General features: G+C 68.9%; 16 protein-coding genes. 3 read left to right on the forward strand and 13 right to left on the reverse strand.

Features of this window, described 5'->3' with window-relative positions:
• Positions 1-311: 311 nt before the first annotated feature.
• From C8250_RS00075 to C8250_RS00095, 5 genes are all read right to left on the reverse strand, one after another.
• Positions 312-677 (reverse strand): STAS domain-containing protein, encoded by a 366-nt coding sequence (locus C8250_RS00075; RefSeq protein ID WP_187144654.1) that lies wholly within the window; start codon positions 675-677, stop codon positions 312-314.
• A 47-nt stretch (positions 678-724) separates the two neighbouring features.
• Complete coding sequence (locus C8250_RS00080; protein WP_187144655.1) at positions 725-1,036, reverse strand: hypothetical protein; 312 nt, start codon at positions 1,034-1,036, stop codon at positions 725-727.
• Positions 1,037-1,120: 84 nt separating this feature from the next.
• The gene (locus C8250_RS00085) at positions 1,121-2,419 is read right to left on the reverse strand and encodes an ArsB/NhaD family transporter (protein WP_138359119.1); all 1,299 of its coding nucleotides are present in this window, start codon (positions 2,417-2,419) and stop codon (positions 1,121-1,123) included.
• Complete coding sequence (locus tag C8250_RS00090; protein WP_138359121.1) at positions 2,416-2,883, reverse strand: CBS domain-containing protein; 468 nt, start codon at positions 2,881-2,883, stop codon at positions 2,416-2,418. Before C8250_RS00090 ends, C8250_RS00085 begins: the two co-directional genes overlap by 4 nt.
• Positions 2,870-4,183 (reverse strand): cation:proton antiporter, encoded by a 1,314-nt coding sequence (locus tag C8250_RS00095; protein ID WP_138359123.1) that lies wholly within the window; start codon positions 4,181-4,183, stop codon positions 2,870-2,872. The genes C8250_RS00090 and C8250_RS00095 overlap by 14 nt, the downstream gene beginning before the upstream one ends.
• 209 nt (positions 4,184-4,392) lie before the next feature.
• On the opposite strand from C8250_RS00095, the gene C8250_RS00100 reads away from it, so the two are divergent.
• Positions 4,393-4,713: a hypothetical protein gene (locus C8250_RS00100; protein WP_138359125.1), complete on the forward strand. Its 321-nt coding sequence runs from the start codon at positions 4,393-4,395 to the stop codon at positions 4,711-4,713.
• Between the two features lies 1 nt (position 4,714).
• Here C8250_RS00100 and C8250_RS00105 read toward each other — a convergent pair whose 3' ends face one another.
• From C8250_RS00105 to C8250_RS00115, 3 genes are all read right to left on the reverse strand, one after another.
• The gene (locus C8250_RS00105; RefSeq protein ID WP_138359127.1) at positions 4,715-5,116 is read right to left on the reverse strand and encodes a hypothetical protein; all 402 of its coding nucleotides are present in this window, start codon (positions 5,114-5,116) and stop codon (positions 4,715-4,717) included.
• Positions 5,117-5,331: 215 nt separating this feature from the next.
• On the reverse strand, positions 5,332-5,592 hold the full coding sequence (locus C8250_RS00110; protein ID WP_138359129.1) for a hypothetical protein: 261 nt from the start codon (positions 5,590-5,592) through the stop codon (positions 5,332-5,334).
• On the reverse strand, positions 5,589-5,894 hold the full coding sequence (locus C8250_RS00115; RefSeq protein ID WP_138359139.1) for a DUF6247 family protein: 306 nt from the start codon (positions 5,892-5,894) through the stop codon (positions 5,589-5,591). Before C8250_RS00115 ends, C8250_RS00110 begins: the two co-directional genes overlap by 4 nt.
• A gap of 505 nt (positions 5,895-6,399) precedes the next feature.
• On the opposite strand from C8250_RS00115, the gene C8250_RS00120 reads away from it, so the two are divergent.
• Positions 6,400-6,789 carry a hypothetical protein gene (locus C8250_RS00120; protein ID WP_138359131.1) on the forward strand — a complete coding sequence of 130 codons (390 nt, stop codon included), beginning with the start codon at positions 6,400-6,402 and terminating at the stop codon, positions 6,787-6,789.
• Between the two features lie 335 nt (positions 6,790-7,124).
• Here C8250_RS00120 and C8250_RS00125 read toward each other — a convergent pair whose 3' ends face one another.
• The 5 genes from C8250_RS00125 to C8250_RS00145 form a co-directional block, all read right to left on the reverse strand.
• Positions 7,125-7,625: a hypothetical protein gene (locus C8250_RS00125; protein WP_138359133.1), complete on the reverse strand. Its 501-nt coding sequence runs from the start codon at positions 7,623-7,625 to the stop codon at positions 7,125-7,127.
• 47 nt (positions 7,626-7,672) lie between these two features.
• Positions 7,673-9,190, reverse strand: a complete 1,518-nt coding sequence (locus C8250_RS00130; RefSeq protein ID WP_138359135.1) for a hypothetical protein — start codon at positions 9,188-9,190, stop codon at positions 7,673-7,675.
• 214 nt (positions 9,191-9,404) lie between these two features.
• Positions 9,405-9,959 (reverse strand): helix-turn-helix transcriptional regulator, encoded by a 555-nt coding sequence (locus C8250_RS00135; RefSeq protein WP_138359137.1) that lies wholly within the window; start codon positions 9,957-9,959, stop codon positions 9,405-9,407.
• 3 nt (positions 9,960-9,962) lie between these two features.
• Entirely contained in the window at positions 9,963-12,077 is a 2,115-nt protein-coding gene (locus C8250_RS00140; protein ID WP_187144656.1) for a helix-turn-helix transcriptional regulator, read from the reverse strand.
• A 273-nt stretch (positions 12,078-12,350) separates the two neighbouring features.
• Positions 12,351-13,025 (reverse strand): DUF6193 family natural product biosynthesis protein, encoded by a 675-nt coding sequence (locus C8250_RS00145; RefSeq protein ID WP_244808911.1) that lies wholly within the window; start codon positions 13,023-13,025, stop codon positions 12,351-12,353.
• 479 nt (positions 13,026-13,504) lie between these two features.
• Between C8250_RS00145 and C8250_RS00150 the strand changes: the two genes are divergently transcribed.
• Positions 13,505-13,795 (forward strand): hypothetical protein, encoded by a 291-nt coding sequence (locus C8250_RS00150; protein ID WP_232486113.1) that lies wholly within the window; start codon positions 13,505-13,507, stop codon positions 13,793-13,795.
• The last annotated feature ends 378 nt before the right edge of the window (positions 13,796-14,173 follow it).

Raw genomic sequence — 14,173 nt, forward strand, 5'->3', positions numbered from 1 at the left:
TCGCCTGGATTGCAGCAGTTAGCAGCATGACGCTAACCAGGACCGCCACAGTCGAGGTCAGCAAGCTGAAGCGATCACTCACGCGTGCACTATCGCTGAACATGCACCTACTTGCCTAGCTAGTGAGTTGTCGCGGGCGAGAATGGTCTGGGCCTCGCCAGGAAGTGGTTCACCGCTGGCGTCACGCTGGAGCTGTCGTTCATCTGGATCGCGTCCAGGTCGGTCAGTGTGCGGTTCACGCCGCTTCGCTCCGCACCAGCACTGCTGACGTGTGCGCCGCGCCGCGCGTGGTCATGGTGCCGATGCGGTGTTCAGGCGGGTTGGTCGTCGTAGAACAGCGCGCGGTCCAGACCGAGTGCGCGGAGGTTGGCGCGCAGAGGTGGGTTGGCGCGATGGACGATGAGGGTGGTGCCGTGTTCGCGGGCGGCTGCCATGAGAGGGAAGAACAGCGAGCCAGCCGCCGTCCCCAGAGCCGAGATTTCCGCGAAGTCCAGATGCGCCTCGTCGGGTGATGCCTGCAGGAGTTGGGCCAGGAGTTGTCCGATCGGTGGGGCGTTGTCGTGGCTGATGTCGCCGTGCAGGCTCACCACGACGCGCTCGTGGTCATTGCGGTGGATGTGCACGTTGCGGCGCAGGGCACGTGCTGCGCGCCATGCTTTCCATCCTCGTTCCGGCATCGAGGTCTCTCCCTTGGCTATGTCGGATTGCACTGACCTGGGCCCGGTCAGGGCCGTGGACGGGCGGACCCGGGTTGTACGGCGCTGGCGATGGCGGTGAGGGTCAGGGCCACAAGGACCATGGCTATGCCCGCGCCGGTGCAGAAGATCAGGACGCGGTCGCTGACATGGGCCAGTCGCGGGAGGGTGTTGATGGCCACGACGCCGTAGTACAGCAGCGCACACACCCCCAGCATCCGGCGGTGGGTGAAACGCGGTGCCAGCCGCGGCAGCGGGACGCCGAGGAGCAGCAGGATGCCCAGGGGCAGCAGGACGGCACTGCTGATGGCCAAGGCTGTCCAGTTGATGGTGGGGTTCATCGGGGGCCTGTCGTGGATGCGATCTGATGACGGGGTGCCGGCCGGAGTAGCGCGGTGGCTGCCCTTGAGGTCGCGGGCAGGGGTTCAGGCGAGGGCGAAGTAGCGGAGCCATATGTAGAGGGCGGAGACGGTGATGGTGACGGCGGCGACGGGGGCGCCGTAGCGGGTGAAGGTCCAAAAGCTGATGGGGGTGCGGTTGCGCTCGGCGATGCCTAGGACGACGACGTTGGCGGAGGCGCCGATGGCGGTGGCGTTGCCGCCCAGGTCGGCGCCTGCGGCCAGAGCCCACCACAGGACCGGTCCGTGGGGGTCGCCGACGCTGTGGACCAGGTCGGCGGTGATGGGGGCCATGGTTGCGACGTAGGGGATGTTGTCGACGATGCCGGACAGGATCGCGGAGGCGCCGAGGAGCAGCATGGTGGCGCCCAGCGGGTTGCCGCCGGTGGCGTCGGCCAGTGCGGTGGAGACTTCGGTGATGACGCCGGTTTCGATCAGGGCGCCGACCATGATGAACAGGCCGGCGAAGAAGGCCAGGGTGGGCCATTCCACGTCCGCCAGGACGTCGTTGGTCTTGACCGGGCTGATGGCGACCAGCAGTCCGGCGCCGAGCAGGGCCACGACGCTGGGCTCGTAGTGCAGCACCGGGTGCAGCACGAACGCGGCCACCACCAGGCCGAGCACGATCAGGCCCTGGGCGAGCAGCCGGCGGTCGCGGATCGCTTCGCGTTCGCTGAGCGCCATCACCTCGGCGGCGCGGTGTTCGTCGTAGACGAATGCCGTGCGGAACATGAACCGGCACATGCCCACCAGCACGGCGGTCAGGATCACGGCCAGCGGGGCGAGGTGGACGAGGAAGTCGTTGAAGTTCAGGCCCGCCCGGCTGGCGATGATGATGTTGGGCGGATCACCGACCAGGGTGGCGATGCCGCCGATGTTGGAGGCCAGCACCTCGGCGATCAGGAACGGGGCGACAGGAAGGTTCAAGCGTTCGCACACCAACAGCGTGACCGGGGCGACCAGCAGCACCGTGGTGACGTTGTCCAGTAGCGCGGACGCCACCGCGGTGATGACCACCAGCATCACCATCACCCGGAAGGGCTTGGCGCGGGCGCGTTTGACCGCCCAGATCGCCAGAAACTCGAACAGTCCCGTGCGGCGCAGCACACCGACGATCATCATCATGCCCAGCAGCAGGAAGATGACGTTCCAGTCGATACCGGAACCGGTGGAGAAGAACGCGGCGTCCGCGTCCGTGGCGCGCAACGCGAGCATCAGCGCGGCGCCGCCCAACGCGGCTGCGACCCGGTGCACCCATTCGGTGATGATCAGAACGTAGGCGCCGGCGAAGACCGCCAGGGCTGCCCAGGCGTGCCAGTTGTTCATACCGCACCCAACAGACGCTCGAGGAGACGGGAGGCGGTGATGACCCCCAGCAGATGGTCCCGCCCCTGGCCCTTGGCGGCGCGCTCGACGACGGCCACCAGCGGGCTGCGGGAGGTCGCCATCAGAGCGGCGACCTCCACCGCCGTGTCCTCGGCGTCAGCGACCGGCGGGAATGTGGCGCCCGTGGGCAGCACCTGGCCGACCGTGCGACCGGCCAGCGCCTGGCACAGCCGGTCGGCGTGGGCCTCATCGATCACGGCCGCCAAGGCGGGGTCTTCCAGCACGTAGTTCGGCACCAGCAGGCGGACCAGTTGCGAGGCGGGCAGGATCGCACCGGGCATCCCGTTGCTGTCCAGCACCAGTACCGCCGGCAGGCGTTCTTCGGCCAGCAGTCGTGCAGCGGCCAGCGCGTCGTCGCCGACCCCGACGCTGGGGTACGGCTCGGCCAGATCACGTGCGCGCACGTCGGAGCTCCTTGCTCTTGAGATCGGTGTCGTCCTGTGCACCGGATTCCGGGCCGGCGGCCGTCCCCGGAACCTGTGGCTGTGGGTCGCGGCCCTCCACGACATCGGCCGTGGTGTCGTCCTCGTCGTCCGGGATGCCGATCAGGTCGTCGACGTGGAAGACGCGGGCGATGGGGACATCACTGCTGGAGTGCACCGCGATACACACCGCGATCAGCGTGTACGCCTGCTCGCCCTCGGGAATGCCCGCCTGCAGCACCAGCAGCCCGTAGACCACCGAAGCGAAGCCCTTGGGGCCGAACCAGGCCGCCACCCACCGCTCCCGGCGATCGATACCCGTGCCCAGCAGGGAGATCAGCAGCGAGGCCGGGCGAACCAGCACGATCGCCAAAACCACCACCACATACCCGCCCACCGACAGCCCCCCGAACAAAGCCGGAGTCAGCAGCGCCCCGAAGACCAGCAGCGCGGCGAACTTGCTCAACTCCGCCAACGCCTCGCCCAGCAGCTCAAAAGCGTGGGCGCTCTGCGGAGCGCACGAGGCCAGCACCGCCCCGGCAGCGAAAGCCGCCAGGTAGGGGTTGGCGCCGGTCAGGTGACAGGCCGCATACAGCACGATGCCGACCGCGAGCGGCCCCAGCGGCTGCAGACGCGGCTCCGCACCCAGCCCCGGAAGCCGCACCACGGCCGTGACCAGCAACGGCACCACCACACCCAGCGCGAGACCGCCGGCCAGCTCCAGGCCCACCACGCCCAACGAACCGTTGCCTTCGGCGTGCAACGGGCCGGCGGCGGTGATCAGGACCAGGACCACCGGAAGCGCCAGCCCGTCATTGAGCCCCGACTCGACGTTCAGCAACTGCCGCAGCCGGGCCGGCACCTCTTTGCGGCCCACGATCGCCGAGGCGAACACCGGATCGGTCGGTGACAGCACCGCACCCACCAACAACGACGTCGTCCAGTCCAGCCCCACCAGATAGTGCGTCAGCACGGCCACACCCGCGAATGCCAACGGCATCCCGATACCCAAGGCACGCGCGGGGGTGCGCCACGCGCTGCGCAGGCTGGGGAAGGAGACGTGCATGCCGTCGGTGAACAGCACCGTGAACAGCGCCAGGTCCGCGGTCGCGGTCACCAAGGGGCTGTCCGGGGTGATGTGAACCAAGCCCAGCGCACCGTCACCGACAGCGGCGCCGGCGAGCAGGAACAGCAAGGACGTGGAGAGAACGGAGCGGGCGGCAAGGCCGGACACCAGTACCGCTATCAGCAGGGCGACACCGAACACCGCGACAAGTACCACAGGAAGCTCCCTGGATCGGCAGAAGGATCGCCAAAGCGATCGCCGACCAGACTTCCCGGCACACCGTCCATGAACTTACACGATCTTTACGCGCTGACGACAAATTTTCGCCGGTCACGCTGGAGCCGCGAGTACCGCACGTCCCCCGGCGGGGAAGCGCCAGGTGACGACGCAGGTGTGATCGCTGAAAGATGGGGCAGACGGTCCCCGTGTCAAATGCTCCCGAACTCGTGTCGCGGGTGCGGCATGCCCTGGCGCACGCGGGCTTTCACCTGGTCGGCGAGGTACCTGCCGACAACAGGCCGGGGCTGCGGGTGACGGAAGACCCCTCCGGAGTCTTGATCACCTGGACCGCATCGGACGGGTTCTCCGCACTGGCCTCGAACCAGTTGGCCCCAGGTGACAGCATGAAGGCCATCGTCCAGGCCGCCGTCTCGGGCCTATTGCTGCAACTCGGACACACGGTCACGAAACCGCCCCACGAAGGTGACCTGCTGGTTCTGCCCGAGGGACCCCACAGCGGCGCCTAGCTCAGTCGCGCGACCCCACCGAAGCGTCCCCCGAAGGCGTACTCACTCCACCTGTGCCGGTTTGCGCGCGTGGTCGTTGCGTCCACACCACCAGGACCAGGGCTGCGACGAGCACCGCGATGGTGGGAGCCAGCACGTCGGCGATGGACGGGACCAGACGCTCTCGCAGGGCGTCCACCAGGAAAAAGCCAGCCGCACAGCTGGCTGCCACCGCCGCTACTCCGGCCCAGATCGACAGGTGATGGCGTCGCCACCATCCACCGAGGTACATCGCTGCCGGCGCCCAGACCGGCAGACCCGCACCGTACGGCACCAGCCACAACACCAGATACGCCACACCAATGAACAGCCACGTGGCCGCCAGCAAGCGCAGCGCCTGCCGTATCGAAACCTGGCCCATCATGGGCCCGCCCTTCCTCAAGCCCCGCCGATATCAGCCACGATGTTATCCAGACTCCGGCGACCGGCACCTGGCCAGAGGGAGCGCCCATCGCTCCAGGCTTCCCGGCGTGAAATCTGCACGCGGCTTCCTGTTCCAGTGCCAGGGCCGTCGCCGACACAGGGCCGCAGCTCTTGCCGAGCCCCGGATGAGCATCGACCAGGGCGGCCAACGAGTGGCTACCCGATCCAGATGATGGTGAGGACGGACAGTCGGCGCAGGGGCCGGTTCACCCAGTAGGTGAGGGACAGCTGGCCGACGGAGGCGTGGCGGACGTCCTCGCCTTCGGGGTCCTCGGCGTTCCACTGCCGGAAGCCCCACGGGTCGGCCGCGGCGGCGTCCAGGACGTCCCACACGGTGTCCTCCACGTGCTCAGGCAGGACGCCCAGAACCTTGGCGGCCGAGGCGGAGAAGCGGACCGCGTACGGCTGTCCGCTCACCGGCGCCTGCCGCGGAGCTCCGCCATGTCGATGAAGTCGCCGTCGTCGTAGCCGGAGGCGACGAACGCGTCGACCGCCGGGGCGGAGGCGACCAGGCCCTGCCACTCCTGGAGGACCTCGTACAGCGCGGCGAGGGAGAACGTGCGGCGCGATTCCTCGAGCGCCGCCGCCCACTGCCGCTCGAATGCCGGCACCCAGGTGTCGGCGCGCCGGTCGGCGCGCAGCTGGGTCAGGAGTTCGGCCGGCGCCCCGGGTGCGGGGGCGTACGGCGTGACGGGGGCGTGGTCGGGCTGCGCGCTCATCTGGTCCTCCCGGCGGGTCGTCACCTCACGGTACGCGCGCCGGGTCGCCATGGAAGCGGACATGCGGTGATCCCTCCTACCGGGTGCGCAGGGCGCGGGCGACGACCCGCGCGCGCTGGTCGGCCGCGTACGCACCGGCGGAAGCAGCGGCGTGCTCATCGAGGGGCTGACGGTCGGGCACGGGTGCGGTAGCCGGCTGGGCTGATGCCGGTCGAGCAGGGCGCCGACTTCCGCCGGCCGCCCGGCGAGCCCGAGCCCGACCCGGCCTGACGTCCGCTCGCCCCCGGCGGCCTCACCTTCTCAGGCCCGGACCGCCATATTTGAGTGCTGACACCATGGGTTGCGCCACGTCCAGGACCAGCTCACCATCTAGCCCCACCGCCCGGTGTGCAAGCGCCTCCACCTGGACAGTGGCCGTAGCTGGCCCGGCTCCCGCCTCGGATACCGTGTTCCTCTACGGGGTGTCATAACGGAAGTGACGCCCCCGACCGGAGGTAGTCAGCGTATGAGTTCAAAGCGCAGCAAGAATCCAGCCCTGCCCGTACTTGACGACGCATTTCGACTCGCGTCGGTCGAGGACGCCGAAGAGTCCGCCCGTGACGTGGCCGCGCGGCTGGCCACCACCGAGCTGCGCCGCGTTTCCCACCCGGGGCGGGTCACGTGGGGCCCCACCGATCAGGCCGAGCCCGTACCGGTCCCGCCGACTGTGGTCGACGGTGACGGGGACCTGTGGTTGCGGGACCGGGGCACTGGGACCTGGAGCATGCCCGAGTTCGACCCGAAGGAGTTCCCGGCCCGCTGTGGCGAGGTTCTGACGTGGGACCAGCTTGCCCGCGAGTTCGGCCCGCTAACCGCGCTGGCCGATGACCGCCGCATCGGCGGCGGCCGGCGCTGACCGCGCAGCCTTCTGGGATGACCGCGCCTCTTGAAGCGCCCGTTCACACGGGTGTCCCTCAGGCTCAGTGCTGAGGGGGATCTCCAGTGGATCTCGGCGCCCGGCAAGACAGCAGTCACGACGCCGCTCAGCACGCGGCACGGTGAGAATCCGACAGCTTCAATGCGACAGGACGCCCGGCTGACCCCGGCAGACCCAGGCACCCACCCGAAGTGACAACAAGCCTGCCTCGGTGTCATCTATCGTGCTTCGGCTCATGGCCGGAATTGTGACTGCGCGCTTCGTCTGGTGGGCCGGCCCGCGCGGAGGCATGCTGGAGCCGGCTCGCCGCGCGTCTACGCCTCAGAGCATCCGCTCGGCCGTCGCTGCCCGTGCTCGCAACGTGTCAGCCTCCGCGTGCTGCCCCTGAGCGGCCAGGATCCGGGCCCGGTACTCCATTGCATACCCGTCATTGCATACCCGTCGCCCAGCTCCTCGGCGCGTAGGAACGCGTGCATGGCGTGCGGCAGGTCGCCACCATCCCGGAAGGCCACGCCCAGCGCAGTGATCGGGAACGCCTCGTCCTGCGCGAGAATCACCGGCGCCCAGCGCTTGACGCCGACCGCGTCGCCACGGTCGAGCGCATGCTTGACGAGGCCCAGCATGGCGTCCGGATCGCCGAAGGCCGCAGCCTTCTCCCAGGCCACCTGCGCGCGGTTCGCGTCACCGGCCGCGGCGTGCAGCATGCCCAGGTTGTAGCCGGCAACCACGTTCCCGGCTGCCCATGCCCGGTCCCACCAGTGCAGCGCGCCGACCCGGTCGCCCTGCAGATGCAGGGCCGCCGCCAGGCTCACCATGGCCACTTGCACGTTCAGCTCGCCAACTAAGTCCTCGTCCTACGTGGTCAGAAGTCCTTGCTCTCGTTTTCGACGCCCGCCAGCCAGTCGGTCAGCTCGGCCAGGTGGTCGCGGGTGAGGCCGTGGGCTACCCATTCGTCCTGCCGATCGAGCCGGAGGAAGCCCTTACTGGCGAACGCCCGCCGCAGGTAGTCGGTGAAGCTCAGGACGTGTTCTTCTTCACGGACCAGCGGATCGGCGCCTGCGTGTGGAAGCCAGACGGAGTATGGGGCCCCGCCACTGATGTTCGCCTTGTGGAGGTAGTCGGCAGCAACGGTCAGTTCTAGCGGGCCGGCGATTTCGGGGCGCAGGTCCGCGGACTCGTCCTGCCACTCCTCGACTGAGAACCACGCGGTGGTGAGGTCGAGGATTTCCAGCGGGTCGGCGACGGCAAGTTGTTCTGGCACACCGGACGGGAAGGGGACGTCCCATGTGTCGCGCGGGACGAGGTCGATTGTTCCGACGATGCGCCAGTATGCGGCAAGAGCCGGTGGCGCCGGCGAGCCGGTGATCTGTTCCAGATGCCTCAGGCGGTCTTCGACGTCCGGGGCGGGTCCCGGCAGCGCCTGTTCCAGGGTGACCGGCCAGCCGTGGGCGATGAGGGCGGTGGCGAGGCTGTGGGCGTTCTGTCGGACACGCTCCATGGTCAGGGCGGCCACCTGCTCGGCCTCGGCGCGCTGCGGGCCGTCCAGGTGACCGAGGGCGCCGAGCTCGCGCCAGACACCCTGGTGGTCCCCGTTCGCATAGCGCGCGACGAGATCCCCCGCCCGCCACTGCTGGCGGGCAGGCCGAGACTGCGTCGTGCGCACCGTTGCGGCCGCGTCCAGGGCCGGGCCGGTGACGGCAGGATCGGCATACTTGAGCACCTCGCGGGCCTGCCCGCCCAGGACTTCGTGGTCACGGAGGCCGACGCAGAGGTCGAGCCAGCGGCGGTCCCGGGACACCAGGTCGCGGAGATCATCGGAGTGCCATTCAGGACCGGACTGGGAGAACGATTGTGGCGACAGGAAGGCGAGAGCCTGAATGGCGGCGATCTGACCGGGTGCAGCAGTCAGGCACTCGTCGGCGAACAGGTGGCTGACGTTGCCCCAGGCCGTCCCCTCGTCGGTGAACATGACCTTCAGGGCCATGAACTGGCCGAGGTGCTCGTGGTCGTGGATCCCCTTGCGCAGCGTGTCGCGGGCCCCGGCGGTCCCGATCTCGAACAGTGCGTGGGCAGCAGCCACCGCAACCGGATGGACCGGGCACTGCTCCCACAACCCGATCAATGTCGAGACGGACGGCTCGTAGCGCATCCTCCCGAGCGCACGGACCTGGTCAGAGACTGCCCGTCCGCCGTCAACGCTTCGGACGGCGGAGATGCCGACATCTTGGTAAGCCCTCGCTTCGTCCGCAGTCAGGCCGCTCCACTGCTCGATGCTGACGCGCGCCCTGACTCCGAGGTCCGGCCACGCGGCGAGAGCCTCCAGGAGGGACTCCAAAACTTGCGCGCCGGCGGTGTCATCTGTACTTGTGTTCTCCACCACGCGCGCAGTATGGCACCTCGCCGAACGTGCAAGTGATCATTGCGGGTCATAGCCCGCCCTGGACGACAGATTGCATGCTGACACGACAGTTGGCCTGCTGAGTCACACATGCCAGCCACGACGGTGAACGCTCAGCTCGCCAAGTGTCGCGCGCATTCGCCAACTGAAGCGCTGAGTCACAGCGGGAATTCAGCGGTCATGATTTCGTTCCTATTCAGAAATCCAGATCCAGGTAATCGATGTCATTCAGGGTTACGTCCGAGAGTCCCATGGCGCGGCCGCCGCCGTCCTGGAAATAGACTTCCTTAAACCCTTCGGCGATGATCCCACGCATGTCCTGGTCGCTGGCCCCTGTGTCGCGGGCGTCGAACAGGCGCTGCGCGTACGCGGCAGGGAGACGGACGGTGAGGCGGCGAAAGCGGCCGTCGTCGGTGGATCCGGCGGACGACTCGTAGCCGAACCGGGCCCGGGTCTCCACCGTGACCCCGGTGACGGCGGCCTGCTGGCGCCGGCGCTTGCGCACCTGGGGCTGCCAGCGGGAGCGGACGGCGTTGTCGATCTTCGCGGCGATGTCCTTGGGCGGGTTCTTGCGGGCGCCGCGCCGGTAGCGGTTGACGGAGTCGGCGGTGATGCCGAGCTCCTGCGCGACGGCCTTCGCGGTGCCCAGCTGCTTGAGCAGGTAGTTGATGCGGGCCGGAAGCGTCTTGGGCGGCTGACGGGTGAACGCTTCCCGGTCGGCGCGCTCGATGGCGGCCTCGATCTCGCCCATGGCCTACTCTCCTTCGTCCAGGACGGCGTCGCCGCCCTTGATGTGGCGGGCCGGGTTGAGGCCCTGCTCCATCAGGTCGACCGCCCACAGCATCGACTGGACGCCCTCCAGTTTCGCCAGGCCGGGCGTGGCACCGAGGCGGAACCCGCCGGGCTGCGGCTTGCCGGACGCGGCGTACGGCAGGAAATCGAGCGGGCTCTCACCTGGGCTCGGGTAGACGACGCAGTCGGACAGCACGGCGAGCGGGTACAGGCCCGTCAGCTTGACCATGTTGTTGAGCTTGCGGTGCATGTTGACCCGCGCCTTGCTGATGACGGCGGCCCGGATGTCGGGGCGCCATGTCGGCCGCGACAGGGCCGGCCACGGCTCGCCCTCCTTGTAGGACTTGCCCTGCGGGCGCTCGCGGAGCTTGCCGACGCCGCCCTTGATCGTGGCCTTGATCGCGGCCAGCACCGCGGCCAGGGCCGGGTCGTTCTGCTTGTGCTGTGCCATCGCGGCCAGGAACGCCGCATCGTCCAGGTCCTTGGTGACACCGAGGTCGGCGAGGGTGTCGACGTACGCGGTTTTGAGCCGGTCGTGCCACGGGTCCAGGTACGCGCCGGTCTCGCGCCGCAGGTACGCCTCGATCGGGTGCACGTCGTGCCCGAGCTCCTGGGCGTAGGCGACGGTGTGCGTCTGGTACCAGGCCAGCCCCGTCGGGCGGGTGCCGTCGGGGGTGAAGGGTGAGGGCAGGCGCGGGTCCAGCTCGATGCCGCTGAGGTCGACCAGCCAGCTGCCGGGGATCTTCGGGTTGAACGTCGGGGCGGTGAAGTGGTCGGGTCCGGACAGGCCCACGACCAGGCGGGCGGCGGCCGCGAGGAACGCGGTGTTCAGGTCCAGGCCGACCGCGAACGGCAGCAGGCACTCCTCATCCGTGAGCGAGTCCACCGACCGCACCCACTGGTACGCCTCTTCGTCGAGGAACCCGCCGGTCCAGCCGGAGTTCACGACGACGGGGTGTTCCGGGGTAGCCTCCGGTGGCGCGGGGTCCATCGACTCCGTCCCCAAGCTGCCGGGGTTGTAGCCGGCCACCCAGTTCCCGGTTGTCGGGTCCTGCACGGCCTTCGTCGGCGGGCGCAGCGCCGTCATCAGCTCCAGCCCGGACACGGCGGTGGAGCCGCGCGGGGTGGTGACCCGCTGGGCGTACACCCCGAGAACGCGGGCGACGTCGGCCGGCTCCATATCTGCGACGCCGGGCCAGGACCGCTCATCGAGGGCGTCCCACGACAGGATCGCCAGCTGCACGCACTGCCGCTCACGCCCGGTGGCCTTGCGGTAGATGCGCGCCCACGGGCCGAAACCGCGCTGGGTGAGCTGCCACTTCGCCTTGGTGACCTGCTTGACCACGGGATGGTCCTCGGGCAGGCGCAGGGAACGGCGCTGCTCGTGGCCCTCCAGTCGCTCCGGCAGCCCGAGCTTCACCGCGGCCGCCGCAGTCAGCACGATCAGCGGGTCTGAGTCCTTGCCGTAGCGGTTGAGCTTGGCGGCACCCAGGCCGGACTCCTTGAGGGTCCATTCCACCAGTTCCGGGATCGTGGTGGCCGGGCAGTCGAGGACGATGCCGTCGACGCCGTACGCGGAGCCGTCGCCATCGAGTACGGCGAGCGGGCCGTGCGGGAACCGCGGGTCGACGACGGCGGCCTTCGTGGCCTTCTTCGCGGCCGGGCGGCGCGACGACGTCGCCGGGCGGGTGGCCGGGCGCTCCGGTGCGACCGGGGTGGCGGGTGCCTCCACCGGTGCGACGGTCTCCGCCTCGGGCGCGGTCGGGCCGGTGAACGTCTCCGGCACCGCCACCGGCTGCGGCGCGACGACCGGAACGGGGGCGGTGTGGGCGGGGTACTTCGCAGCCCAGCCGTTCAGTAGTCGCTGGTAGGCCTCCAGGCGCGGCGGCTTGGGCTCGGAACGGCCGTTCTCGTAGTTCTTGACCGACTGCACAGTCGACTTCAACGCCTGCGCGAGACGGGCCTGGGTGATGCCCGCAGCTTCCCGCAGCCGGGCCCGCTCCGCCGGGGGCGGAAGCTGCGGCTCCTCCGCCAGCAACGCATCGATATTCGCGAACAGCTCTTCCTCGGATGCCATGGGTGGATCTCCTCTCGTGCCTCCACACTAGCACCGATTACCCTTGTTTTTAACCTGTTTTTTTACCCGTTCGGATTGATTTCCAGCAAGGAGCGGACAGCTTGAGCCTCTGTTTGCGACCGAGACTTTTACTTGGCGGACGAGTGCAGTAGTTGGCGGATCTTGTCTCCGCAACGCTGTGTCGTGTGTGACTGAACAGCCCAGGTGGCACCGTTCGCCAGGTACGTGCGCAGTCCGCTCCCGTACTGTCGGCCGAGCGTTTGCCGGGCGGGATCATCCGCCGAGCGTGGTGGGGCCGAGTCCGGACGGCAGTTGACGCACTGCCACGGCCACGGCCTCCCGCACTGTGGCGAATCGGCCAAGGTCCTGGCTGATGAGGCCCCTGCCCACCCCGTGCGTGCCGTCGCTGTTGGCGCTCAGGCACGGTCCGACGACGGTCAGGTCCGGGCGGGTGGTGGTCGAGAAGCGCAGTGCCCAGTGGCTGGTGAATGGGTAGAGAGCGCGCAGCGCCGGCTCGGTGTGCGCCGCCTCGATCAGGCTGTGGTACGTCTCCTGCCAGGCGTATTCCAGTTCGGCCGCTTCCTGGCGTATGCCCTGCCATTCCGATTCCGTCAAGCGCGCGGGATCGTTATCGGGCACCTCGAACCGGCCGGTCAGGTGCACGAACGGGGCCGCTTGGCGGATGTCGGCCAAGGGCGCCCCGTCGTGCCACGCTCGGGCGGCCCTGGCGACCTCCGCCAGGTCGTCCGTCGTGCCATCGATGAGGGGCAGGCTCTGGAACGGCTCCTCGCCGCGGATCGACCACCGGCGTTCGTGCGACCAGGCGCTGATCGCCAACGGCTCGCGGTGCGGCAGGCTACTTGAGACGGCCGCGTGGCGCAGCGGATCGAAGTCCGGCGACGCGACGGGGACGGCACCGAGGCAGCCGTCCGCCTCGGCCCGGAGCACTGTGGCGAGGCTGCCGCAAGCCGCAACGTCGGGGTACAGGACGGAGGGATCGGGAGGGGTAGTCACGGCTCATGATTGTGCCCGAGTCGCCGATTCCCAGGGCAGGCGGATGGCGCGCGTGAGGCCCGGACGGCTCCATCAAGGTTCTGATAACACCCGGTCGGGCTGTGAAGGACGTCGGACCGCCTCACCAGACACTCGCGCACAGCGAACGTCCACAATCATGATCCGCCAACTAACCCTCTCAAGATGCGCCAACAAGAATTCTCCACGCGCCCCTGACCTGCTCAGTTCGGCTCATGATCCGCCAACTACCACTCTCGGTCACACTGTTGCGACCGAGATTTCTACTTGGCGGACGAGCGCAGTAGTTGGCGGATCTTGCTTCCGTAACTGTTGTCTGTCACGAGAACGTCAGTGGAGTTTGCCATTGGACGTCAGTGGCTCTGCCATGAGGCGTGGCAGTAGGAAGTGCTGTCGTGGGAGTCCGTGAGCCGGAGGCTGTACCGAACGTCGTCGGCCAAGACGGCGGTACCGTCTCCACCGACCCCGATGGCCGCGTTGGCGGCCGGCCCACCGTCGTCAACGAGCAGCCGCTGCGCGCCGCTCGCGACATGCTGCCCAACCCCAAGAACAGCATCGAGACGATCGCGGCCCTGCTCGGCGTCTCGGTGGGGCACCCTCTCTACAACCACATCCCCGACCTGCGGGCGCTGCGGACCTCCCGCGTCCCCGCCCAGCTCGAAGGCAGCAACCCGTCAGCGACCTGACCCTCTTCGCCGACGCTCCCGCCGACCGCGTCCGTCGTCCACGGCGCGGTCATCATCAGCGCCATCGAGACCGCGTGGCGGGAGATCCGGCGCCGCTTCGACGGTTGTGCCCGGACATAGCCGGGCACAGCCGTCAGTACCGGAGGTGATCTGGCGCTGCTGGCCCTGGCCGCCGGCGCGATTGCTGAGCGGCCGGGCACATTGTGGGCGGCCGTCGGCCTGCCGACCGTGAACACCGAATGAGCTGAATCCGGGAACGGTGAGCGCCGGGGCGGTGCGACCGGATAGTCGCACCGCCCCGGCGTGCCGGTGGCGACTCGTCGGCCCCGCTGGCTGGCTGGCTGGATGCGCTGCGGCGGGGATGCTGCCCTGGGCCCC

The organism is Streptomyces sp. So13.3 (assembly GCF_005860785.2).
Taxonomy (GTDB): Bacteria; Actinomycetota; Actinomycetes; order Streptomycetales; family Streptomycetaceae; genus Actinacidiphila; species Actinacidiphila fildesensis.

Bases quoted from the DNA above. Each gene is read 5' to 3' on its own strand.
- C8250_RS00075 (WP_187144654.1), bottom strand. From the start codon at position 677: ATGCCGGAACGAGGATGGAAAGCATGGCGCGCAGCACGTGCCCTGCGC.
- C8250_RS00080 (WP_187144655.1), bottom strand. From the start codon at position 1,036: ATGAACCCCACCATCAACTGGACAGCCTTGGCCATCAGCAGTGCCGTC.
- C8250_RS00085 (WP_138359119.1), bottom strand. From the start codon at position 2,419: ATGAACAACTGGCACGCCTGGGCAGCCCTGGCGGTCTTCGCCGGCGCC.
- C8250_RS00105 (WP_138359127.1), bottom strand. From the start codon at position 5,116: ATGATGGGCCAGGTTTCGATACGGCAGGCGCTGCGCTTGCTGGCGGCC.
- C8250_RS00115 (WP_138359139.1), bottom strand. From the start codon at position 5,894: ATGAGCGCGCAGCCCGACCACGCCCCCGTCACGCCGTACGCCCCCGCA.
- C8250_RS00120 (WP_138359131.1), top strand. From the start codon at position 6,400: ATGAGTTCAAAGCGCAGCAAGAATCCAGCCCTGCCCGTACTTGACGAC.
- C8250_RS00125 (WP_138359133.1), bottom strand. From the start codon at position 7,625: ATGGTGAGCCTGGCGGCGGCCCTGCATCTGCAGGGCGACCGGGTCGGC.
- C8250_RS00135 (WP_138359137.1), bottom strand. From the start codon at position 9,959: ATGGGCGAGATCGAGGCCGCCATCGAGCGCGCCGACCGGGAAGCGTTC.
- C8250_RS00140 (WP_187144656.1), bottom strand. From the start codon at position 12,077: ATGGCATCCGAGGAAGAGCTGTTCGCGAATATCGATGCGTTGCTGGCG.